This is a genomic window from Nonomuraea sp. NPDC049378 (assembly GCF_055586745.1).
Window position 1 is genome coordinate 137,348 of record NZ_JBVJHP010000009.1, and the last position, 23,408, is coordinate 160,755.

Below are 23,408 nucleotides of genomic sequence, written 5' to 3' on the forward strand. Positions count from 1 at the left end.
TCACGATGGACGTACGACCGATCGATGTGCTTCTCGTCGAGGATGACCAGGCGGACATCCTGCTGACGAAGGAGGCGTTCGACCTCAACAAGGTCCGCAACCGCCTCAACGTGGTCAACGACGGCGAGCAGGCGCTGGCCTACCTGCGCGGGGAGGGCGACTACCGCGACGCGACCCGCCCCGACCTCATCCTGCTCGACCTCAATCTGCCGAGGATGAGCGGCAGCGAGGTGTTGCGGGAGGTCAAGGACGACCCGCTGCTGCGCACGATCCCGGTGGTGATCCTGACGACGTCGGAGGCGGAGGAGGACATTCTGCGCAGCTACCGGCTGCACGCCAACGCGTACGTGTCCAAGCCGGTGGACTTTGAGCAATTTATCCGCGTTGTCCGACAGATAGATAATTTTTTCGTAACGGTGGTTAAACTTCCTACCTCGGGGCAGCCCATGTGACGCACCTACGTGACAGGAATCACAGCGGGTCATCGAAATTGTGAGTGACCCCGCTCACTAAACTCGATCCTGTCGTCGTAACGTATCCCCCACCAACGCGCGCCTGAGCGGAGATCGCCATCCGCGCGCCCAGCGAATACGAAAACCACGGACCCCCTGCGCGATGGGTCCGCGGGAGGTGGAGAGGTCCGCGATGACCCAAACGACGCCCGACGCACCAGCGAGAAGGCAGCGTGCCCAGGTCAAGGTGCGCACGCTGCGCACCGACCGATGGTGGCTCGTACCGCTAGTGACGTTCCTCGGGCTCAGCTCATTCCTTGTCTACGGCGTGTGGGCGATCATCGACACGAGCAACTTCGTCGATCCCTACATCGCCCCGTTCGCCTCGCCCTGCCTGACGACTCAGGAGGTCTGCGACGGCGCGCGGCTGTTCGGATGGGCGCCCGTCGGCGGCTGGTACGCGCTCCCGCCGGGGCTGCTGATCCTCGGCCTGCCCGGCGGGTTCCGGCTGACGTGCTACTACTACCGCAAGTCCTACTACCGCTCGTTCTGGCTGTCGCCGGCGGCGTGCGCCGTGCAGGAGCCCCATGGGAAGTACACCGGTGAGACCCGGTTCCCGCTGATCATCCAGAACATCCACCGCTACTTCTTCTACTTCGCGGTGGTGATCGGCGCCATCCTCACCTACGACGCCGTCCTGGCGCTGGTGCACAAGCCGCTGGGCCTCGGCTCGTGGATCCTGCTCCTCAACGCCGTGCTCATCCTCGGCTACACCTTCGGCTGCCACTCGTGCCGCCACATCACCGCGGGCCGGCTCAACCACTTCTCCCGTCACCCGCTGCGCTATCGGGCCTGGACGTTCGTCTCCAAGCTCAACGCCAAGCACCAGCAGCTCGCGTGGGCCTCGATGTTCTCCGTCATGGGCGCCGACCTCTATGTACGCCTGGTCGCCAAGGGCATCATCGCCTTCCCGTTCGCGTAAGGACCAGCTTCAGTGGAAAACCCGATGAACACAGAGCGCCACGAGTACGACGTCGTCGTCATCGGCGCGGGCGGCGCCGGCCTGCGGGCCGCGATCGAGGCGCGCCAGCAGGGCAAGCGCACGGCGATCGTCTGCAAGTCGCTGTTCGGCAAGGCGCACACCGTCATGGCCGAGGGCGGCGCCGCCGCAGCGATGGGCAACGTCAACCCCGACGACAACTGGATGGTGCACTTCCGTGACACCATGCGGGGCGGCAAGTTCCTCAACAACTGGCGGATGGCCGAGCTGCACGCCAAGGAGGCGCCCGACCGCGTCTGGGAGCTCGAGGCCTGGGGCGCGCTCTTCGACCGCACCAAGGACGGCAAGATCAGCCAGCGGAACTTCGGCGGGCACGAGTATCCACGGCTCGCCCACGTGGGTGACCGCACAGGGCTGGAGATGATCCGCACCCTGCAGCAGCGCGTCGTCGCCCTCCAGCAGGAGGACTACGAGACCCACGGCGACTACGAGGCCTACATCAAGGTCTTCGCCGAGTGCACGGTCACCCGGCTGCTCAAGGACGGCGACGCGATCTCCGGCGCGTTCGGCTACTGGCGCGAGTCGGGAAGTTTCATCCTCTTCGACGCGCCGGCCATCGTCCTGGCCACCGGCGGGATCGGCAAGTCCTACGTCGTCACCTCCAACTCCTGGGAGTACACCGGCGACGGCCACGCCCTGGCCCTGCTCGCCGGCGCCAACCTGATCAACATGGAGTTCATCCAGTTCCACCCCACGGGGATGGTCTGGCCGCCGTCCGTGCGCGGCATCCTCGTCACCGAGTCCGTCCGCGGTGACGGCGGCGTGCTGCGCAACTCCGAGGGCAAGCGCTTCATGTTCGATTACGTCCCCGACGTGTTCAAGGACAAGTACGCCACCAGCGAGGAAGAGGGCGACCGCTGGTACACCGACCAGGCCAACAACCGGCGCCCGCCGGAGCTGCTGCCGCGTGACGAGGTGGCCCGCGCGATCAACGCCGAGGTCAAGGCCGGTCGCGGCTCGCCCCAGGGCGGTGTCTTCCTCGACGTCTCCACCCGGCTGCCCGCCGAGGAGATCAAGAAGCGGCTGCCGTCGATGCACCACCAGTTCAAGGAGCTGGCCGACGTCGACATCACCGCCGAGCCCATGCAGGTGGGCCCGACCTGCCACTACATCATGGGCGGCGTCGAGGTCGACGCCGACACCGGCGCGGCGGCCGTGCCCGGCCTGTTCGCGGCCGGCGAGGTCTCCGGCGGCATGCACGGCTCCAACCGGCTGGGCGGCAACTCGCTGTCCGACCTGCTGGTGTTCGGTCGCCGGGCGGGCGCGGGCGCGGCGGCGTACGTGGACGGGCTCGCGGCCCGGCCCAAGGTGGCCGACGACGCGGTCGAAGCGGCCCGCGAGGAGGCGATCGCGCCGCTCGGACGCAGCGGCGAGAACCCCTACGAGGTGCACCACGAGCTCCAGCGCACCATGAACGAACTCGTCGGCATCATCCGCAAGCCCGACGAGGTCGCCGAGGCTCTCCAGGTCGTGGAGAAGCTGAAGGAGCGCGTGGCGCTGGTCGGCGCGGCCGGCTCGCGCGTCTACAACCCCGGCTGGCACCTCGCGATCGACCTGCGCAACATGGTGCTGGTGTCGGAGTGCGTGGCGCGCGCCGCGCTGCTGCGCGAGGAGAGCCGCGGCGGGCACACCCGCGACGACTTCCCCGGGATGAACCCGGAGTGGCGCCGCAAGCTGCTCGTCTGCTCCACCGAGGGCGGCTCGGCCGTCCGCGTCGAGGAGAGGATCCAGCCGCGCATGCGCGACGATCTGATCAGCCTCTTCGAACGCGACGAGCTGAGCAAATACCTCACCGACGAAGAGATGACCGAGTTCGACGGGATAGCGAAGTCATGAGCTACAAGGCAAAGTTCAAGGTCTGGCGCGGTGAGGGCGGCGAGGGCAGGCTCGAGGACTTCACCGTGGAGGTCAACGAGGGCGAGGTCGTCCTCGACATCATCCACCGGCTCCAGGCCACGCAGGCGCCCGACCTGGCCGTGCGCTGGAACTGCAAGGCGGGCAAGTGCGGCTCGTGCAGCATGGAGATCAACGGTAAGCCGCGGCTGGGCTGCATGACCCGGATGTCCACCTTCGAGGAGGACGAGACCATCACGGTCACGCCCATGCGCACGTTCCCCGTCATCAAGGACCTCGTCACCGACGTGTCCTACAACTACCAGAAGGCCCGGGAGGTCCCGTCCTTCACCCCGCCGGCCGACGTCCGGCCAGGCGAGTTCCGGATGAAGCAGGTCGATGTCGAGCGGTCCCAGGAGTTCCGCAAGTGCATCGAGTGCTTCATGTGCAACAACATCTGCCACGTGATCCGCGACCACGAGGAGAACAAGCCGGCCTTCTCCGGCCCGCGCTTCCTCATGCGGATCGCCGAGCTGGACATGCACCCGTACGACGTGGCGGACCGGCAGGAGACGGCCCAGGAGGAGCACGGGCTCGGCTACTGCAACATCACCAAGTGCTGCACCGAGGTCTGCCCCGAACACATCAAGATCACCGACAACGCGCTGATCCCCATGAAGGAGCGCGTGGTCGACCGGAAGTACGACCCGCTGGTGTGGCTGGGCAACAAGATCTTCAAGCGCACCTCGTAGGGCGCTGACACGGAAGGCGGGGGCCGGATGATCCGGCCCCCGCCTTCGTGCGTCCACGTCCTTCGCGGCGTGCGCCTGCCTTGCGCGCCCTACTTCTTGCGGCCCCAGCGGCGCTTGCGCTTGGCGTCGCCCGGCGCCTCCTGCGGGGGCTCCTGGCCCTCCTGCGTGCCTGCCGGCTGCTCGGGCTCCGGCTCCTGGTCCGGCAGCGGCTGGATCGCGGTCACGTCGCCGTCGGCGGGCAGGTAGGGCGGCGGGTCGTAGTTACCGCCGCGGACGGGCGGCTCGAACAGCGAGGCCGACGGGCCCTGCCAGGGCTCCGCGTCACCCGGCTCCGCGGCCGAGGCCGGCGCGCTCGGACGCTCACTCTCCTCGTCGTACGGGCTCGCACCCCCCGGCGGAATGTCCGCAGGCGGGATCACCGGCTCGAACGGGTCACGGTATTCGCTCTGCTTGGGCGGCTCGTGGCTGTAGGAGCCGAACTCGTCCGGGTGCAGCACCACCGGCTCCTCCGCCGGGGGCGGCTCCTCGTGCGGGTAGTCCTGCGGCGGAGCCGGCTGCGGGTCCTGGTAGACGGCGCCGTAATGCACCTGGCCGCCCGGATAGGTCTGCACGGGGACGAAGCTGATGATCGGCGCGTACGCCGTGCCGCCCGGATAGCCGGGGGCGGGGAAGCCGGCCGTGGCGTAGCCCGGGCCCGCCGGGTAGCCGCCGCCAGGAGGCATCTCCGGCGGGGCCATCGGCCCCGCCTTGCGTACCGCCGCCGCGTGGGCCATCCGGCGCAGCCGCCCCTCGAAGATGAGGACGGCGAAGAGCGCGAGGAGCACCAGCACCAGCGCCGGGATGCTGAGCTTCTGCGTCAGCGTGCGCTGGTCGAACTCGGGCGCCGCGTTCCGCAACTCCAGCGGCACCTCCTCGGAGGAGGCAGGCGGCGTCTCGCTCAACGGCGCGCTGGGGGGCGTCTCGGTCGGCGCGACGGTCGGCATCTCCACGCTCTCCTCAGGAGTGGCGGGGGCGGAGGTGCTGGGCGGCACCTCGACGCTCTGCGTGGGAAGCGGCTGCGGCTGCTGCTGCGGGGTGGACGGCGCGGTGCTCGGGGTCGGGCTCTTGGTGGTCTTCTTCGGCGTGGGGCTCTTGGTGGTCTTCGTAGGAGTCGCGGTGACGGTCTGGGTGATCGTCGTCTGCGGATCCTGCTCCTCCTCCGGCTCGTCAGGAGGGGGCTCGCCCGCCGTCGCCGTGACCGTCACCGTGGTCTCGGGATTCTCCGGCCACGCATCGCACACATCGCCGGGATTGCACCCCTCCACCGGGTCGTACGCCGCCGTGGAGGCGCTGGCGCTCTGCACGATGAACGGGGCCGCGCCCGCACCGGCGAGGCCCAGCGCCAGGACGATCGCGGACACGGCTGTCGCTCGCCTGCGCTCCACCGTTGCCCTCCGCCAGTCCCGAAACCATGGTCAAAGGAATACTAGCCGGGTCAAAGTAACAGTAAAGACTGATTTACAACTCCAATTTACGGTTTCGGCCCTGTTGTACCGTGACAATGAGTCTCAACGCCCCCAGCAGCAGTCCGACGGCTGCGGCAGCCAGCCAGAAACCCGTCGCGCCGTCCACGATGCTGACCCCCTCTTCCGGGCGCACACGTTTGGCCGACGACACCATTTCGAACGGCAACGGGGCCGACCCTGGACTTGCGGCCGGCGGGAACGACATCTCCGGGGACGGAACGGTTCCCGCGGTCGCCGCCACCTGCGGCGCCCCATCGGGGAACGCGTGCGCGAACCCGTCAGGCATCTCCTGCGCGTTCCCGTAGGGCAACGACTGCGTGGACCCGTGGGACCGGGTCGAGCCCTGAGCCTGCGCTGCCCCCCGGTTCTGCGCGGACAGGGACTGCCGGCCCTGAGCCTGCGCCGTCTTCTGAGCCTGCGCGGTCTTCTGGGGCTGCGCCGTCTTCTGGGGCTGCGCCGTCTTCTGAGCCTGCGCTGCGCCAGGCTGCGCGGCGCCCTGAGGCTGCCCGGCGCCCTGAGGTGCGACAGCCTGAGGCACCACGCCTTGGGGCTGGCCGGACCCCCGCGACTGCGCTCCCCCATGAGACCGAGAGCCGTTGGATGGGAAGCCCTGAGCCTGGGTCCCGATAGGCGGTTGTTGCGCGGGCTCGGGATCTGCTCCCTGCTCCTGCGCTGACGTTCCCGGCGCCCGCTGCGGGGAGACGGCGGGCGGCACCTGCTCCTCAGCCTGGCCCCGCATGGCCGGTGGTCCCTGCGCCTCGCGCCGCGTACCCTCCAACTCGCGGATCGCCTGACCGTGCTCCTGCGCGCCGGCCTCCGCAGGCTCCCACGCTTCCACGCCACGCTCCCGCACCCCGGGATCGCCCGCACCGCGCCACACCGGGGAATGCCGCTCGGCGCCGGCCGGTCGGCGTCCTTCCACAGCGACACCCGCGGGTGAGCGTGCCTCGCCAGAACCGGGAGGCGGCCCGTCTCCCGTCTCCGGCCCGACGGGCCGTCGGCCGTCCACGCCGGAACCTGGAGGCGGTCCATCCTCCGCCCCGGGACCGACGGGCCGCGGGCCGTCCACGCCGGGACCGGGAGGCCACCAACCCCCTGCCACGGCACCGGACGGCGGCCAGAACTCCGCGCCAGGCCGTTCCCCCGCCCCAGGGCCGGCCGGCCCTTCGGCGACAGCGGGATGGCCGGCGTCCTGCGACCGGTCGCGCACACCGTAGGGCACCCGTGCCCCGCCGCCGGACTCGTCCGGTCCCGACGAACCCGGCGGCGCCGGTACGGTGCTCGTGACCCGCGTGGAGACGGTGTCGGCCGTGGTCGTCAGCCCGTCACCGGTGCCGGTGCGCATCCAGGCGGCCGCCGCCAGCGCCACGGCCCTGGCCCCGGCCGGCGCGGTGAGCGTCACCTCAACGGATCGTTCCCCGGCGACCTCGCCCAGCCTGCACACCCGCGTTCCCGGAAGGGTGGCGCTGGCGCGGGTGGAGCCGGAAGGGACTGACAACGCGCGTACGGCAAGCTCCTCGGAGGCCACCTCGCCCGCCGTCACCACCTCCGCCCGGGAGCCTCCCGCAGGCTCCTCCCGGCTCGCCCCGGGAATGCCGGCATGCTCCGGCATGACAGCCCCCGGCCCGAAACTCCAGGCGGGACGATCGGGCGACGGGGCGCAGACGACCTCCGCCAGCGCTTCCGCCGGGCTGGCCGCCACCGCGACCCTCGCACCCCTGCCCATCCCGTTCAGCCGTACCTTGAACCGCTGGACGTCCCCCGTCCTGACCCGCTTGCCCGCGCCGTCAGACCCCTTGATCCGCTCGAGCACCAGCGACACCCCCGTGGCCCCCACGGGCACACAGGGCACCGCCGTCAGAAGGAGGGCTCCGGCAATGATCCAGCCACGCCGCATCATTCCCACTCCCCCGTTGCGACAAATCACACTGAGTCACCATCATGACACACAGGGTGAGGAGTCCATCACCGGGGCAGCAGGTTCTCCACGGTCTTCATGATGGGCAGGTCAGCGCCCAGCCAGTCGACGTCGTAATAGTCGCCTGGACCGAGCCACCGCAGCGCCAGGTGCTCCTTGGCTTCGGGCACGCCCGAGATCAGGGAGCACAGCCACACGCGCATGACATACCCCGCCGAGAGCGGCCAGTCACCGCCCACGCGTTCGCCCACCGCGATCTCGACGCCGAGTTCCTCGCGGCACTCCCGCACGAGCGCCGCCCGCTCGTCCTCCCCCGGATCCACCTTCCCGCCGGGGAACTCCCACCCGCCGGCCAGCGCCGCCGGCTCGGCGCGCTGGGCCGCGAGCACCCGGCCGCCAGGGGCGACGATCACCGCGGCCACGACCACGACCGTGCTCATCACGTCACATTCCTCACAGGGATGGATTCTGCAGCTTCTTGAGCTGTTCGAGCACGTCGGGGTTCTGGAGAGGGCGGGTGAAGCCCACCCGGTTGGTACGGGCCTGGTAGCTGGTGACCTTGATCGGCCCGCACAGCCGGCAGCGCGCCTCCAGCATCTTGCCCTTGGACACGACCAGGCCGACGTGGCCAGGGTTGTTCGCGGACGTGCCGGGACCGGAGTTGAAGAACACCAGGTCACCCGGCTGCTCGTCCCCTTCCTGGATCTTCACCCCGAACGGCCACTGCACGAACGTCGTACGCGGGATCACTAACCCCGCCGCCCGGTAGGCCGCGTAGATGACGCCCGAGCAGTCGAACGCGTCGGGCCCCGTGCCGCCCCACAGGTACGGCTTGCCGCGCTGGTCGAGCGCGTACTCGAGGATCTTGGCCACGACGTCGCTCGGCGCGGCCTCGATCAGCGGGTCGTCGCACTCCTCCGAGGCCTGCGGCGGCACCTTCACCTCGCCGGACCTGGCGTATTTCCTGGCGATCTCGACCACCTGGTCGACGTACCACCAGGCCCGGTTGTAGACGAACAGCGCCTGCCGCACGTTCTCCGGCGCGCCGTTGCGCTTGAGCATCTTCGCGGCGCCCAGGATGGCGTCGGCCGGGTTGTAGACGTCGCCCACGCCGTCGCCGTCGCCGTCGGAGGCGTAGCCGTTGAAGTCGGACGACATCGGGATCCTGGCCTTGCCGCCCCACGTGGAGATCAGGAACTGCATCGGCCCCGCCGCGCCCGCGTGGTTGGTGCCGTTCTTGACGCCGGGCAGGTCGGAGCGGCCGTGGTCGGTCTCGCGCTTGCCCACGGCGGCCAGGATGTTCCACTGCACGCCGATCTTCTTGCCGTGCTTCTTGTACAGCTCCAGGTATCTGCCGGGAATGTCGGAGGAGCCCGAGTCGGACACCTCCTCCACCTGCGTGTCGTCCTCGCAGTCGACGGAGCCGCCGCCGGAGATGAAGGACGGCAACGAGATCAGCAACATCGGCGAGACGATGACCGCCACCAGGATCAACGCCCCGGCGAGACCGATCACCAGGGCGAGACGCGTACCTTTCACTCCAGAATGTCCCCCTCCTGGCCCTCCGTCGACGGACGGAGGTCGAAGACCCGCCAGTCGGCTCCCTCCTGGCTCACCGTGACCGCGTACTCCTCGTTGTGCTGCTTGCCGCCGCTCTTCGCGGCGACCTGCCGGCTGGCGCTGATCACGAAGACGATGGAGGTCTTCTCGACCTGCCTGATCTCCTTCAGCCTGGCCGTGGCCGTGGAGACGATCTCGTCGTTGCGGTTCTGCTCGATGGTGCCCGCCGAGGAGAGCGTTCTGGTCAGCTCGTTGCCGAACTCGGCCGTCGTGTACGCCTTCAGCCGCGTCGCGTAGGCCGCCGGATCCTCGTCGTAACGGAACGTGCCGTACTCGGCGGTGAACCGCTCGGCCAGGTCCGCTGCCGCGGCGAGCTGCTCCTTCTGCATGGGCAGGTAGGAGTAGACGTCGAACGGCTCGGCGCTCGCGGTCGCCAGCGGCGTGCTCGAAGCCACCGGCGTGACGGCCGCGGGGGTCGCCTCAGGCGCGGGCTCCGCCTGCTCCTCCGAGGGCGGACCGATCGTCAGGTAGACGCCGACCGCGGCGACGACCACGACGATGACGGCGAAGGCCAGCCCGCGCCGGTCACCTGGCTGTGCCATCAGATCCTCCTGAGGGGACCGTCGCCAGAACCTCAGCCATTGTCGCCACCTCCGGATGGGATCGGCTTCGTGCTTTCAGGCATCGGTCAGGGCTTGGCCGTCGTCTCCCGCGCAAGCGGGGCGAGAAGCCGCTCCCTTCGGGGCGCGGAGCAGTCACATTCAGTCCTTGTCCGGGGAGTTCGGCTTGAGCCAGAACGGCACCGAGGGGCTGTCACCCCCGGAGCCGCCACCGTCGCTGCCGCTGCGCAGCCAGAGCGGTGGCGCCTCCGAGGAGCGGGACGACGACTCGCCGGAGCTGAAGATCCGGGAGCCCGCCTGGCCGCCGCGCGGCCTGGCCTGGCCCCCTCCGCCGCCGGACCGCGTCCTGCCGGAGCCGCCGGAACCGTTCGATCCGCCGAACAGCCCGCCGCCGGAACCGCGGGAACGTGTGCCGCCCGACCCGCCGAACCGGGACCCGCGCGAGCCGCCGGACGAGCCGTTACGCGAGCCGCCCGACGAGCCGCCGCGCCGCGCCCAGCCGCCACCGGACCCGCCGCCGAACCAGCCGCCGCCGGAGCCCGCGGACCCGCCGGAGCCCGCGCCCGCGCCGGCCGCGCCACCGGAGCCTCCAGGACCGCCGCCGGGCCTGGCGCCACCCGCCCCGCCGCGCGTGCGGGTGGGCGTGCCCAGATTGAGCGGCGGCGCCGTGCCCCTGCGTGGTTCGAGCGGCGCCCTGGTCGCCGCCTTGCCGCCCTGCTGGTCGGTGTCGAGGGGCGCCGCCGTGGCGGGCACGCGAGTGCCGGAAGGAGTGCCCTCGCCTTCCTCGGCGCGTACCCTCGCCTGCCCGGTCGCCGCCGTGGCCGCCGCACCCGCCGGGTTGGCCGCGGCCGCCGCCCTGATGACCGGCTCGGCCTTGCGCAGCCCCCAGCGTCCGATCCTGGCCGACGCGACCGGCGGCAGCGCGCCCGCGGACCGTTCGAGCACGGACGAGCTGGCCGCCTCGCCGAGCATGCGGGTGGTGACCGTGTGGCCGTTCAGCGAGGCGAACAGGTGCTGGAACGGGCGGCGGTAGAAGAACACCGCGATCGTCAGCAGGGCCATGAACAGCACCTGCAGCCCCCACGGCATGGCCGTGGAGATGATCAGCGCGTAGCCGTACACGAGCACGCTGAGCACGATCGTCAGCACGGCCTGTCTCAGCAGCGTGCCGACGAGCATCTCCACCCAGCGCATGGCGATGATCCGCCCGCTGCCCGGATGCACCCCGATGAGCAGGAAGATCGGCCCGAGGATGAGCAGCAGCAGGAAGCCCACCTTCAACACCAGCAGCGAGACCGCCACCAGGAAGATGAGCGTGCCGGCCACCAGCGCGGCGATGAACGCGCCGACGGCCACGCCTAGCCGGTTGGACCAGTCCCTGCCGGAGAAGACGGTGTAGCGGGGGTCGTTCCTCAGCTGGGAGGCCAGCTCCGCGTACTCCGACTGGCGGGCCCCCACGTCGGGGGCGGGCTGGCCGGCGACGGCGGGCGGGATCGACTGGATCTCCAGCATCTTGCGGCCGAAGTCGCGCACGATGGGCTGCTGCGGGTCGGCGGTGCCGAACTGGCCCACCAGCCACGGCTTGCAGACCAGCGTGGACCACAGCGCGTCGGCGTTCTGCTCGACGCCCGGCGTGCCGCCCTGACCGAAGCCGCCCGGCTTGAGCTCGGGATCGGCGTCGCCCGGAGGCGGCAGGCAGGACGCGCCGCCCGCGCCGGGCAGGCCGGAGAACGCCGAGTTGACGACCTCGCCGGTCTTGTCGGTGACCACCTTGCCGAGCCCGGTGAAGTCGCCGGGCCGGCTGAAGAACCAGACCGCGACGGTGACCGCCAGGACCATCCAGATCACGCCTTCGGCGGTCGTGGTGGCCCGCTTGCGGATCAGGCCGTACCAGGCCAGCCAGATCGCGCCGATGATCACGATCGGGCGGAGGAGCGGCCAGTACATCGCGTTGGCCAGGCTCGTGACGATGTCGTCGACCACGTCCTTGATCGACTGCAGCGGCCCTTCCGTCGCCGCCGCCTGGTACGTGGTGATCGTCAGCCGGTCGACGGCCTTCGCCGCGGTGAAGATGCCGTTGGCCCACATGTTGCCGAGCACGGCGACGTAGTCGGAACAGCCCAGCTCGTGGGTGTGCCAGAACTGGCCGCTCATCCCGAACTGGCCGTAGTTGGTGGTCGGAGCCTGCGCCCCGCCCTCGGGGGGCGGCGGCTGGATCATGCCGTCGGTGCCGCCGCCGATCACCTCGGGTGCGAGCGCGCCCGACAGGTCGCAGGGCGCCGCGGCCGCCGGGGCGGACACACCGCCCACCACGACGGGCACCACGAGCACGGCGGTGACGAGCGCGAACGCCAGCGCGAGTCGTCGGGATAGCCGGACCTTCATGACCGTACCTCCTGCGCTCTGCCCACGCCCCCCTGAAGATCATCATGCCCGTCGGCGACGGGTTTGTCGTGTGTGGGGTTCGTGTCGAGCCAACGGAGAAGTTCCTCGGAGATCAGGTCTACTCCGATACGGCCCGCCCTGCCATCCAGATCACGGAACACGCATTCGCCGTTCCCCAGCGAGCGCAGCACGGCCTTGTGCTCTTCCGACTGCTCCACCCCGAGCAGGGACATGACGTGGTCCACCTCCACCCGTTCGGTGGACCTGAACGCGAAGACGGACGACAGGCAGTTGGTCACCTGCTCGTTCAGCAGGTCTCCCGCGTTCTGCGAGACCAGCACCAGAGCGGTGTTGCGGGAGCGGCCCATCCGGCTGACCTCGGGCACCAGCTTGGCGCCCTCGGGCGTGGAGGTGATCGCCCACGCCTCGTCCAGGAAGATCGCCTTGGGGGCGCGCCGGTCCAGGCCGTTCATCAGCCTGCGCGCGAACTGGGACACCAGGTAGAGCAGGGCCACCGACAGCCGCTGCTCGTAGGAGTAGTCGTCCCTGGTCGTGGCCACGTCGGGCAGCGTCAGCCCGCCCAGCGTGAACACGGTCGTCCACCCCTCCGTGTCGATCTGGTCGCCGCCGGAGGGGTCGAAACAGAGCCTGGCCAGGTGCATCTCCGACATGGAGCGCAGCACCGCGCCGAGGTTCTTCGACGCTGCGTCGCCGGCCTGCTCCAGGAAGTCGACGACCTTGCCCAGCGAAGGGTCGGGCGCGTTCGACACCGCGGCCACCGCCTGGATCATCGCCGACTCGCGCTCCTCCGACATGCGGGGCAGCAGCAGGCGCAGCGTCTCGGTGGCCATCGTCTTCTTCGCCGCGATGTCGTCGCCGAACGAGAACGGGTCGAGCAGCCCGGGCGCCGCCGACCCGAGCGGGATGATGCGCGCCTTACGCCCCCGCTTGTCGAGCAGCCGTACGAGCGACTCGGCGTCGCCCTTCGGGTCGATCACCGCGACCGTCACCCCGCGCAACGCCATCTGATAGATCATCAGCAGCGCGAGCGTCGTCTTGCCGCCGCCCGGCTCGCCGGTGATCGCGATGGCGGTCGGGCGGTTGCGGCTGGCCGCCAGCAGCGGGTCGAAGTGCACGATGCTGCGCGCCCTGCCCACCGTCTCGCCGATGTACGGGCCCAGCCAGCCCTCGCTGCCGTCGTCCAGCCGGTCGCCCAGGTCGACGGTCGCCGTGGCCATGCCGCCCGAGATCGTCCGCAGCGGCTGCCGCTGGGCATAGGCGTTGACCTGCACCTTCTCCCCCGGCAACGCCTCACGGAACAACGAGAACTGGTCGCCGGTCGAGTTGACCACGTCGATGCCCATGTCGCGGTAGTGCTCGACGACCGCCTCCACCCGCTGCACGCAGATGTCCTCGGTCGGGGCCGACACGATCAGGCGGTGCCAGCCGTACACGAACGGCAGCCGCTCCTTCGTGATGCCGTGCTCCAGCATCCTGGCCGCGTCGATCTGCTCCGCCAGCGCCAGCGGCGCCTCCGCGCCCGCCTCTCGAATGTGGTGGTCCATGTCACGCGCGTGCGCCAGCTTGCGCGCGACGTCCTTGGACGCCTTGACCGGCGGGATCAGCCGCATCCGCGACGAGATCTCCACGGGGAACGCGAGCTGGTCGGCGAAGTGCATCCACGGCTCGCCGTCGGGGAACGGCATGAGATCGGGGAAACGCGCGAACGACAGATGAGCCACGTACGAGTCGCCCTGCGGCTGCACGATCCGCAACAACGACCTGCCGTTGTGGATCTCGCCCTCCACCAGCGCCTCGATCTCGCCCCTGCCCCAGCGCCGCTTCGGGCTCGCCGACGGCGGCGGGTCGCCAAGGGCGCCCGCGGCCGCGTGCTGGAACAACCACGCCACCTCCACGGAGGTGGCGTGCCTGGCGTAGAGGGCGCTCGACGCGAGCGCCCTGCCCAGCCGCTCCGCCTGTTCCGTCCACCGCCCGATCTCGCTGTCGGGCACATGGTCGTCCTCCATGCCGAGAGACTTCTCGGTCTTCTGGTAGAAGCCGAGGAGCTGGCTGAGCACGCCGCTGCCGAGCTGCTTGCCGCGCGGCCCGAGCCGCACGCCGAGATAGACCTCCTTCGACCAGAAGTCCTTCGCCCAGACGTGCCGGTACATCTCCTCCAGGTAGTCGCGCCAGCCCGGCCCCTCGTCGGACGTGGCGTTGAGCGCCATGGCCCACTCCGCCGCGGGGTAGGTGCGGTGCGCGACCCTCAGGTGGACCTCGGCGTCGGGCATCCTGATCGCGGCCAGCGCGATCGTGATGTTGGTGGCCAGCGCCTCGCGCTCCTCAGGCGTGACGAACTCGTAGCTGACCGTCGGGAGTCTGAAGTACGCCCATGCGCAGGTGTCCGTGAGCAGGATGCGGTCGTCGAAATAGCGGACCGCGAGGCGCTGGTGCGCTCGTGATGCCCTGCTCATGCCGCCCCCTCAGCGCATGAACGGGCCAGGCCTGCTCGCTTGTTCACTTATCGCTCACCGATTCTCGTGCCCGGGGGGTCACTCGCCAACTCCTCCTCGCTCGGTCGGACGGTCTGTGCCTGTGCCGCGAAGCCCGCTATCACCACGCCCGCGAGGGCGAGGTAGGCTCGCCGCCCGGCCGCGCGCAACTGCCCCGGGTCGACGACCTCCGCACCGCCGGGCGCCAGATCGTCCTCCCAGGGGACCCTGACGATGGCCCGGCACCTGCCTCTGGCCACCGCCTCCGCCTGCTCGACGTCGGCCATCGAACGCCTGCTCACGCCGTTCACGACCATCACCGCACGCCTGCGCAGCTCCGCGCAGCCGTGCCCGTCGAGCCACTCGTACGTCATCGCCACCGCCTCGGACGCCTCCTCGCTCGCCGGCACCACGAGCACCAGCTGGTCGGCGTACGGCAGCACCCGTGCCGCCAGCGCCGCCGCCGGGTCGATGACGGCCAGCTTGTAGTGGCGGTCCAGCAGGCGCATCGACTCGCCCAGCCGGTGGTCGGAGAAGAGGGACCGGTCCGCCAGGCGTTGCTCGGCGCCGGCGTCGGTGTCCGCGCTGATCACCTCGAGCCCGGAGGCCGTCCTGGTGGTGTATCCGCGCATGGCGAGGTAGCCGCTGACCCGGTCGAGACCGGACAACAACGAGGTGAGCGTCTCGGGGGTCTCCAGCTCGATCTTGCTGGTCAGGGTGCTGCCGCCGGTGTTGGCGTCGACGGCCACCACCCTGTCGTCGCGGTAGCGGGCGAACGTGTGGCCGAGCATGAGCGCGGTCGTGCTCTGCCCGGCGCCGCCGGTGCAGCCCAGCACGACGACCCTGCGGCTGCCGCTGAACACGGCCCTCGCCCTGGCCTCGTCGATCTCGGAGCCGTCGGTGCGCACGCCACCTCCGCCGACGACCACCTGGGCGATCCGCCGCCACCCGCCGGAGTCGCGCCCGACCACCGACTCGACCCGGCGCACCCGGCCCTCACCCGGGCGCGGCCCGGGCACCGGTGGCACCAGCTCGCCGCCCCGTCCGGGTTCGCTCCGCAACGGCGGCGCCTCCCGCCCCGCGGCCCCCTGACCGCCGCGCCCACCAGCCACCCGGGCGTCACGGGCACGCGCCGCAGGGGCGTCACGGTCGGCTGCCGTACCGGGCGCCGGCGCGTCGCGGTCACCGGCCGCGCCAGGTGCGGGCGCGTCGCGGCCGCCGGCCGTGGCGGGCGCCGGCGCGTCGCGCTCCCCTGCCACGTCGGATCCGGGCGCGTCGCGGCCCTCGCCGGTCGTCCTGCCCGGTCCGGGCCCGTCGACGGGGACCAGCGTCGGCCTCACCCGACGGCCCGCCGCCTGGCCCCGCGTCGAGGGCTGCGGGGTGCCTGGCGCTTCCCGTACGTCCGCGACCTGGCCGGAGGTGTTCCCCGCCTCTTCGTCCTTCGCGCTCCTGGACCCGACACCGACGGCGTCAGGCACGTCATGCGCGGCGTCACCCGCTCGCGGCGGGACGGCGGCCGGTGTGCCGTCTCCTGATCCCCTCGCGACGGCACCCTCCGAAGGGCTGTCCGCCTCTTCGGAGACAGGGTCACCAGCGGCAACCGGCGGAACGTCAGCGGCCCCAGGCGCGTCACCGGTAGCGGCCGGGGGAACGTCGACGGCCTTCGCCGTGTCGGGCGCCGTAGGGACGGTTTCTGCGCGGTCGTCCTCTGTGGCGGAGGCTCCCACGCGGTCATCTCCTGCGTGAGCTGCCGTGGGAGTGGCTCTTGTGCGGTCGTCTCCTGCGGGAGCGGCTCCCGTGGAGGTGCCTGCCGCACGGTCGTCCGTGGGCGTTGCGGGGCGGGGCAGGGGCTTGACGTCGGGGTTGAGCGGCGGCCAGATCCGTTGCGTGCCCTTCAGCACCAGGGCCGGCCCCAGCCGGGGCGGCTGCCCCTTCCTGTGCTGATCGCGTGCGACCTCGTCCTCGTGCCGCTCGCCGTCCCGCCGCTGTCCCCCGTCGTGGCGCGCGCCGTCGCGCGCATCGTCACCGGCGTCGGGGCGCGCATCGTCGCGGACGTGCTCGGCCGGTGCGGGCTCCGGCGTCCCGGCAGGCGCGTCGGCGCTCGCCGCGAGCCTTCTCAACCTCCGCAGCGCCTCGGTGTCGATCGGCTTGCCGGCGACGGGCTTGCGGCTCTCCGCCGTCTTGATCGGGACGACCGCGTCCCGCGCGGCCCGCGCCTCGGCGTCCGTCTCGCCGAACGATGTACGCCTGTCACCGGGCTCGGGCGCGCCGGAGCCCGGTGACGGCACGGGCGAGCGGTCGTGACGGCGTTCAGCGCCGTCTGAGAGCCCCTTCTCGCGCCGGATCGCGCCTCCCGCGGTGCCGCGTGCCGGCGAGGGGGGCGCCTGGTGTGCCTGGGCCTTGAGCGCCGGCGCGGTGCCGCGGCGCGTGCCCCAGCCGGGACGCGCGCCCGGCTGCTCGCCCACCGGGGCCTGCGCGGCAGCGGCAGCGGCGGCGGCCACGACGGGCCGCACCTGGCGAGGCCCGGTGGTCCGCTGGCCCTCGCGCCTGCGCTGCGCCTGGCGGGCCTTGCGCGGCTTCTTCGCCTTGACCCTGGCGGGGGTGGCGCGCCAGACGCGAGCGGAGAACGTGACGGTCTCGGGCTCGGCGCCCGGCGCGAGGCGGTACCAGGCTCTGGGCTGGCCGAGGTAGCGGAGCTGGGACTCGAGCAGTTCGGTGAGCCGCTTGCCCTCGATGACGGGACGGGTGGACAACCACGTGACGATCCCGGGCGGGACGAGGAACAGCACGTGCCACGGCATCTCCACCGGCACGCCCACCAGGACCAGCAGGAGCGACCACGGAACGAACACCCCGACGAAGACGCCGATCCAGACGATCGGCAGCGGCATCGGCAGGCGAAGGTCGTAAAGCTTGTACAGCCGCTTCTCTATCCGCCAGATGTTCGTGTACGTGGGCAGGTCCACACGGCCCTCCTCTCGCCCGCTCGTTCATGACCGCCGGGGAGCGGTCTCAACCCTTACGTGATGCCCAGCGCGCCCGCGATCGCCTTCGCCGTCACCTCGATGATGTTGGGAACGTAGAAGATCACTCCGATGGCCACGGCCAGGATGAGGAACTGCACGAACCGCGTGATCTCGCGGGTGAAGAGGAAGAACAGCGCGACCACGGAGACGACGACCAGGAACAGCGGCGCGAAGAACGCGCGCAGGAAGTCGGCGAGCCCTCCGGTGTCGATGCCGGTCGACACCGGTGTCGGCGTCATCTCGATCAAGGTGAGCAGTACGGTCTTATAGGTCACTTCTTGTCCTCCCGGGGGGTACCGATCAGCAGCGTGGCCATGCCCTAATCAGCGACCCGGCCGGCGCCGCGGATATCGGCGACGAACCACTTGTCGCCCTGCTTCTCGACGGTCAGGCGATAGGCCTGCTCCAGACGCCCGCCGGCCGCCGCCGGGTCGGTGGAGTCGGGAGTGGGCGGGGCGTCGCCGTTCGGCACCGTCCACACCACCACCGCCTGGATCTCTCTGGTGGCACCCCCCACAGGCACCACGACTTCCTTGAGCTCCGCGAAGGTGAAGGCGCCGCCGAAGCTCGGCAGGCTCTTGCCTGCGGCGACGTAGCGCTGCAGCCCGGCGGCGTCACCGTCGGCGTAGTCCTTGAAGAAGCCCTCCAGCTGCGGCTTGAGCTCTGCCGCGGCCGCGTCGTCGGTTTCGGGCTTGGCCACCTGGGGGAGGTCGGCCGGGGCCGGGGCGGGCAGGATCGCCGGACGCCCTGAGACGACGAACCTCTCTCCGGCGTCGTCGCCGGAGAAGTAGATCGGGACCGACACCATCATCCTGCGCGGGCCGGTCTGGAAGGCCACGCTCACCACCGCGTTGTGGGCGTCGGCCGCCTCGATGTCGTAGGCCTGGATGGCGACGGCCGCCAGCTTGCCGAAGCCGTCCCAGCCCATTTGCGGGTCCATGCCCTGGGCCAGGAACGCGGCGAGTTTGCTGGATCTGCTCGCCGCGTCGTCGGGGTTGAAATTCAGGTAGACGCCCGCGAACTGGGCGGCGAATGCCATGCCTCGCTCGGCGGGGAATCCATGGTGCTCCTGCACCGCACCATTGGGCGCGGCAACCTCCTGCTGGGTAAACCTCTCAAATGGGGCACGAATCCCATTCACCACGACAACCACAATAAGTGCCCAGAGAATGATGCGGCCGGTCCATACCAGCCACCGTCCGCCGCCGCCCGACCAGCCGCCGCGCCGGGGCCGGCGAGGCGGCGGCGCGTCGAAGTCGTCCGTGTCGAGGCGCGCGGAAAGCTCGGGCTCGCCAGCGATCCGAGGATCGTGCTGGACGGTAGACCTACGAGCCATCACGCCTCCGCTCGCGCCGATCCCCCCGGCTGGCGCGGTGTCGTCCGTTGCCGATCCCCATCATCCGCGGTGAAGTAGTCACCCTATCCGGTCTCCGCCATTGTTCCAGGAAAGCCACGCCCATGCTGCGGCATGACCGTCCTCACGGCAAACCGGGCCCGCATGACAGGCCCCAGACCCGATTCCAGTGAGTTCCCGGCGTAAACGGCTTTTGACCAGGCCAAACGCCTAAAAACGCATAGCGCGGCGGCCACGGATTCCTGTCCAAATCGCGCATGGACTCTCGCGACCTGCGGATTCGGCATAGGTCACGAACGGAGGCGGAGCGTCAGGCGGGCTCAGGATCCTGAGACGAGTGCGACCGGCGCCTGCTGTCCAGGTCGACGACCGTCGGCTGCACCGCCCGCTCCAGGGAGCCGCGGAGATCGGCCAGCATGCCCGCGGGGCCCTGCTCGCGCATGCGGGTCACCATCTCGTTGCGCTCGTCGACCTTTCTGCGGAGGTACGCCTCGCGGTTGACACGCAGGCCGTACATGAGCTCGACCCTGATCAGGGCCAGCTCCTCCTCGAGGCTGATGCCCGTGAGCGTGGGTGCGGGGCGTCGTTTCCGGATGATGCGACGGATCATGAGGGTCTCCCGAGTCAGCGTGAACGCCGTGACGATTCGACGCGCGGACGCCCGCAGAGGTTGACGCATCAGTCGTCCCGGGATCAGACGTCCGATCCTTTCCCGGGACCGTCCGGTCAGACGTTGAAGCGGAACTCCACCACGTCACCGTCGCGCATGACGTAGTCCTTGCCCTCGATGCGGGCCTTGCCCGCGGACCTGGCGTTGGCGATGGAGCCCGCCTCGACCAGCTCGTCGAAGGAGACGATCTCGGCCTTGATGAAGCCGCGCTGGAAGTCGGTGTGGATCACGCCGGCCGCCTCCGGCGCCGTGGCGCCCTTGCTGATCGTCCAGGCCCTGGTCTCCTTCGGGCCTGCCGTCAGGTAGGTCTGCAGGCCGAGCGTCTCGAAGCCGACCCTGGCCAGCTGGCGCAGGCCCGACTCCTCCTGGCCGACCGACTGCAGCAGCTCAAGAGCCTCCTCCTCGTCGAGCTCGACCAGCTCGGACTCGATCTTGGCGTCGAGGAAGACGGCCTCGGCCGGCGCGACCAGCGTGGACAGCTGCTCCCTGAGCGCCGCGTCGGCCAGCTCGTCGGAGTCGAGGTTGAACACGTACAGGAAGGGCTTGGCCGTCAGCAGGTGCAGCTCGCGCAGCTCGTCGCGGTCGAGACCGCTCTCGAAGATGGTCTTGCCGGTCTCCAGCACCCTCAGGGCGCCCTCCGCGGCCTCGAGCGCGACCTTCTTGTCCTTGTTGTTGCGCGCCTCCTTCTGCAGGCGCGGGACGGCCTTCTCGACCGTCTGCAGGTCGGCCATGATCAACTCGGTGTTGATGGTCTCGATGTCGCGCTTGGGGGAGATCTCGCCGTCGACATGGGTGACGTCGGGGTCGTTGAAGACCCGGATGACCTGGCAGATCGCGTCGGTGTCGCGGATGTTGGCGAGGAACTGGTTGCCCCTTCCCTGCCCCTCGGAAGCCCCCTTGACCAGCCCGGCGATGTCGACGAACTCGACCTTGGCGGGCAGGATGCGGGCCGAGCCGAAGATCTCGGCCAGCTTGGGCAGGCGGTCGTCGGGCACGCCCACGATGCCCACGTTGGGCTCGATCGTGGCGAACGGGTAGTTCGCCGCGAGCGCGTTGCCGGACTTGGTCAGCGCGTTGAAGAGCGTGGACTTGCCGACGTTGGGCAGGCCGACGATGCCGATGGAGAGACTCACGGACGTCGAGTTTACTTGCTCAGCACGTCCAGACAGGTCACCGGGCGCGGGGCGGAGGCCGAGCGCAGGTAACGCTCGGAGCGCGCCGGGCAGTCCTTCGCGGCCGACTCGAACGACAGCACCCTGGCCCACGCCCGGGCCGAGCCGCAGGTCACCCGGGTGACGTCCGAGCGGTCGGCCACCCGGCCCGGCGGCCGCGCCACGCACGCGCCCCGGTCGAGCACCTGTCCGCCAGGGCCCAGGCAGACCGTCCTGGTGCCGCTGCCGAGGGTGTCCAGGGTGTCCTCGGGGCAGGCTGCGGCGTCCGGCGTGATCGCGACGGCTCTGCCGTACCAGCCGGACCGGGCGCACGGCCGCTCGCGGCCGTCGTGCGCCACGCAGTCGCCCGCCCTGAGCAGGCCGCCGCCACCGCCGGGGGCGCCGGGGTGCGGGTCGAGGAAGTTGCGTACGCACGCCGTACGGCCCGGCCCGACGCGCAGGACGTCGTCGGTGTCCTCGGGGCAGTCGCCCGGACCCGGCGGGTCGGGAGCGATGGCCACCACCTCGGAGACGCCGCCGTTGCACGGGGTCAGCGCGAAGTCGCCGGTGACGCACGCGCCCGGCGACCAGCGCAGCGCGGCAGGCCCCGGCGTCCGCTCGGGCCGCGAGCTCCTCGCCGCGCCGGCGATGACGGCCCCGGCCAGCGCGACCAGCGCCACCGCCACCGAGACGCCCACCACCACCTGCTTCGCGAGCGTGTCCATCCCACTACTCTCGGCGACGAGAGTCTCGGCGCACAAGCGGAACGCCCAAGCGTGTCGGGGAGATCCGCGCCCGGGAGTCCTGCAATCATCGATGAAGTGGATGTCATCTCGCTTCTCACAGGTCTCGCCGTCGGGCTGCTCATCGGTTTCCTCGTCGCCAGGACACGCGCGGCGGTGCGGGTGGCCGAGGCCGACGCCCGGGCGAGGTCGGCCGCGGAGAAGCTGGTCTACGTCGAGGAGCAGCTCGCCGAACGCTTCCAGGCCCTGTCCACGCGCGCGCTCGACGTCAACAACGTGCGCTTCCTGGAGCTGGCCGAGACCAGGCTCGCCGCCAGCCGCGCCGAGGCCACCGGCGACCTGGAGCAGCGCAGGCAGGCCGTCGAGCACCTGGTCGAGCCGCTGAAGGACGCGCTGTCCCGGGTCGAGTCGCAGCTGCGCGACACCGAGTCGGGCCAGCGCGCCGCGCGTGCGGAGCTGGCCAAGCAGATGGAGTTCGTACGCCAGAGCCACGAGCAGCTGCGTTCCCAGACCACCGCCCTGGTCAGGGCCCTGCAGCGGCCCGAGGCGCGCGGCCGGTGGGGTGAGCTCCAGCTGCGCAGGGTCGCCGAGATCGCCGGGATGCAGCGCTACTGCGACTTCGACGAACAGGTCGCCGAGGGCTCCATGCGGCCCGACATGGTCGTCAGGCTGGCCGGCGGCAAGAACATCGTGGTCGACTCCAAGGTGTCGCTGGCGGCCTACCTGGAGGCCGCGGAGGCATCCGACGAGTCGCTCGCCACGGTCAGGCTCGACGCGCACGCCAGGCACGTGCGCGAGCACATCGACCGGCTGGCCGCCAAGTCCTACTGGCAGGGGTTCAACCCGTCGCCGGAGTTCGTCGTGCTGTTCATCCCCGGCGAGGCGTTCCTGGCGCCCGCCCTCGAACGCGACCCCGGGCTGCTGGAATACGCCATGACGCGGCGGGTGCACATCGCCACGCCGACGACGCTGATCACGATGCTGCGCACCGCGCACTACGCCTGGCAGCAGGCGGCGCTCAGCGAGAACGCGCGGGCGGTGTTCGAGCTGGGCAAGGAGCTGTACGAACGGCTCTCGACCCTGGGCAGGAACGTCGACTCGCTCGGCAGGGCGCTGACGCGGGCCGTGGAGGCGTACAACAAGTCGGTCGGATCGCTCGAAAGCCGCGTGCTGGTCACCGCGCGCAAGCTGCACGATCTGGGCGTCGTCGACGGCGACCTCGACTCCCCCGAGATGCTCGAAGGGCTGCCCAGGCCCCTCGCCTCACCCGAACTGCTCGAAACCGCTTCTCAGCCAACCTCGTCACTGATTTCGCACCCGAACGGTAAGTTGGCCAACGGGTCGCAGTAGACGGGGGTGGGCCAGTGGCCGGGAAAGGCAGGCGTTCGGCGGTCAAGCTGACCGCGCGCGGCGCCATCGCGCTCTCCCTGGTCGCCACCCTCGCGGGCTACGTGCTGACCGCCCTGCTCGACGTCCCCCACCTGGTGGGCGGTGCGTTCGTCGTGGCCAGCCTGCTGGGCGTGCTGCTCGTCAACCGGCGCGAGCTGCTGTCACTGGTGGTGACGCCGCCGCTGGTGTTCTTCTGCGCCACGCTCTTCGTCGAGCTCGGCCGGGCGTTCGGCTCGGTGTCGATCGTGCAGTCGCTGGCGCTCGGGCTCTACACGTCGCTGACGCAGGGGGGGCCGTGGTTGTTCGCCGGCTCGGCCGCCGTGCTGGGCGTCGCGTGGCGGCGCGGGCTGCGGGACAACGTACGCGACCTGCGTGAGGAGCTGAAGGCGGGCGCGGAGGTGCCGCGCCCGCGCCAGCCGTTCGTGCCCGAGCCGGAGGGCTACTTCGAGCCGAAGGTGTACGGCACGCCGCGCGGCGACGACTGAGACAGGTTCCGAT

Annotated in this window: 19 protein-coding genes; 6 read left to right on the top strand and 13 right to left on the bottom strand. The window is 70.7% G+C overall.

Annotated features, from left to right (window positions below):
• Positions 1 to 5 precede the first annotated feature (5 nt).
• From ACZ6SA_RS20840 to ACZ6SA_RS20855, 4 genes are all read left to right on the top strand, one after another.
• Positions 6 to 452 carry a response regulator gene (locus tag ACZ6SA_RS20840; RefSeq protein ID WP_347646332.1) on the top strand — a complete coding sequence of 149 codons (447 nt, stop codon included), beginning with the start codon at positions 6 to 8 and terminating at the stop codon, positions 450 to 452.
• Between the two features lie 193 nt (positions 453 to 645).
• Positions 646 to 1,434 (top strand): hypothetical protein, encoded by a 789-nt coding sequence (locus ACZ6SA_RS20845; protein ID WP_347646331.1) that lies wholly within the window; start codon positions 646 to 648, stop codon positions 1,432 to 1,434.
• A 24-nt stretch (positions 1,435 to 1,458) separates the two neighbouring features.
• Positions 1,459 to 3,348, top strand: coding sequence for a fumarate reductase/succinate dehydrogenase flavoprotein subunit (locus ACZ6SA_RS20850; protein ID WP_347646330.1), 1,890 nt, complete (start codon positions 1,459 to 1,461; stop codon positions 3,346 to 3,348).
• Positions 3,345 to 4,097: a succinate dehydrogenase/fumarate reductase iron-sulfur subunit gene (locus ACZ6SA_RS20855; protein WP_132600105.1), complete on the top strand. Its 753-nt coding sequence runs from the start codon at positions 3,345 to 3,347 to the stop codon at positions 4,095 to 4,097. The genes ACZ6SA_RS20850 and ACZ6SA_RS20855 overlap by 4 nt, the downstream gene beginning before the upstream one ends.
• Positions 4,098 to 4,186: 89 nt before the next feature.
• On the opposite strand, the gene ACZ6SA_RS20860 is transcribed toward ACZ6SA_RS20855, so the two are convergent.
• From ACZ6SA_RS20860 to ACZ6SA_RS20920, 13 genes are all read right to left on the bottom strand, one after another.
• On the bottom strand, positions 4,187 to 5,521 hold the full coding sequence (locus ACZ6SA_RS20860) for a hypothetical protein (RefSeq protein ID WP_465829670.1): 1,335 nt from the start codon (positions 5,519 to 5,521) through the stop codon (positions 4,187 to 4,189).
• Between the two features lie 73 nt (positions 5,522 to 5,594).
• Entirely contained in the window at positions 5,595 to 7,445 is a 1,851-nt protein-coding gene (locus ACZ6SA_RS20865) for a DNA polymerase III subunit gamma/tau domain-containing protein (protein WP_465829672.1), read from the bottom strand.
• Between the two features lie 122 nt (positions 7,446 to 7,567).
• Complete coding sequence (locus ACZ6SA_RS20870) at positions 7,568 to 7,960, bottom strand: (deoxy)nucleoside triphosphate pyrophosphohydrolase (RefSeq protein WP_347646327.1); 393 nt, start codon at positions 7,958 to 7,960, stop codon at positions 7,568 to 7,570.
• Between the two features lie 13 nt (positions 7,961 to 7,973).
• Positions 7,974 to 9,059 carry a C40 family peptidase gene (locus ACZ6SA_RS20875; protein WP_347646326.1) on the bottom strand — a complete coding sequence of 362 codons (1,086 nt, stop codon included), beginning with the start codon at positions 9,057 to 9,059 and terminating at the stop codon, positions 7,974 to 7,976.
• Complete coding sequence (locus ACZ6SA_RS20880) at positions 9,056 to 9,682, bottom strand: hypothetical protein (RefSeq protein WP_347646325.1); 627 nt, start codon at positions 9,680 to 9,682, stop codon at positions 9,056 to 9,058. The genes ACZ6SA_RS20875 and ACZ6SA_RS20880 overlap by 4 nt, the downstream gene beginning before the upstream one ends.
• A gap of 159 nt (positions 9,683 to 9,841) precedes the next feature.
• Positions 9,842 to 12,085 (bottom strand): type IV secretion system protein, encoded by a 2,244-nt coding sequence (locus ACZ6SA_RS20885; protein WP_347646324.1) that lies wholly within the window; start codon positions 12,083 to 12,085, stop codon positions 9,842 to 9,844.
• Positions 12,082 to 14,559: an ATP-binding protein gene (locus tag ACZ6SA_RS20890; protein WP_347646323.1), complete on the bottom strand. Its 2,478-nt coding sequence runs from the start codon at positions 14,557 to 14,559 to the stop codon at positions 12,082 to 12,084. The genes ACZ6SA_RS20885 and ACZ6SA_RS20890 overlap by 4 nt, the downstream gene beginning before the upstream one ends.
• A gap of 47 nt (positions 14,560 to 14,606) precedes the next feature.
• Positions 14,607 to 17,543, bottom strand: a complete 2,937-nt coding sequence (locus ACZ6SA_RS20895) for a TcpE family conjugal transfer membrane protein (protein ID WP_465829676.1) — start codon at positions 17,541 to 17,543, stop codon at positions 14,607 to 14,609.
• 53 nt (positions 17,544 to 17,596) lie between these two features.
• Complete coding sequence (locus ACZ6SA_RS20900; RefSeq protein WP_246091063.1) at positions 17,597 to 17,842, bottom strand: hypothetical protein; 246 nt, start codon at positions 17,840 to 17,842, stop codon at positions 17,597 to 17,599.
• An 80-nt stretch (positions 17,843 to 17,922) separates the two neighbouring features.
• Complete coding sequence (locus ACZ6SA_RS20905) at positions 17,923 to 18,939, bottom strand: conjugal transfer protein (RefSeq protein ID WP_347646463.1); 1,017 nt, start codon at positions 18,937 to 18,939, stop codon at positions 17,923 to 17,925.
• Between the two features lie 328 nt (positions 18,940 to 19,267).
• Positions 19,268 to 19,567, bottom strand: coding sequence for a hypothetical protein (locus ACZ6SA_RS20910; protein WP_347646321.1), 300 nt, complete (start codon positions 19,565 to 19,567; stop codon positions 19,268 to 19,270).
• Between the two features lie 116 nt (positions 19,568 to 19,683).
• The gene (gene ychF, locus ACZ6SA_RS20915; RefSeq protein ID WP_347646320.1) at positions 19,684 to 20,760 is read right to left on the bottom strand and encodes a redox-regulated ATPase YchF; all 1,077 of its coding nucleotides are present in this window, start codon (positions 20,758 to 20,760) and stop codon (positions 19,684 to 19,686) included.
• Positions 20,761 to 20,771: 11 nt separating this feature from the next.
• Positions 20,772 to 21,503 (bottom strand): hypothetical protein, encoded by a 732-nt coding sequence (locus ACZ6SA_RS20920; RefSeq protein ID WP_465829679.1) that lies wholly within the window; start codon positions 21,501 to 21,503, stop codon positions 20,772 to 20,774.
• A gap of 96 nt (positions 21,504 to 21,599) precedes the next feature.
• On the opposite strand from ACZ6SA_RS20920, the gene ACZ6SA_RS20925 reads away from it, so the two are divergent.
• Positions 21,600 to 22,871 carry a DNA recombination protein RmuC gene (locus ACZ6SA_RS20925; protein ID WP_443152341.1) on the top strand — a complete coding sequence of 424 codons (1,272 nt, stop codon included), beginning with the start codon at positions 21,600 to 21,602 and terminating at the stop codon, positions 22,869 to 22,871.
• A 14-nt stretch (positions 22,872 to 22,885) separates the two neighbouring features.
• Positions 22,886 to 23,395: a DUF6542 domain-containing protein gene (locus tag ACZ6SA_RS20930; RefSeq protein ID WP_347646318.1), complete on the top strand. Its 510-nt coding sequence runs from the start codon at positions 22,886 to 22,888 to the stop codon at positions 23,393 to 23,395.
• Positions 23,396 to 23,408: the final 13 nt, after the last annotated feature.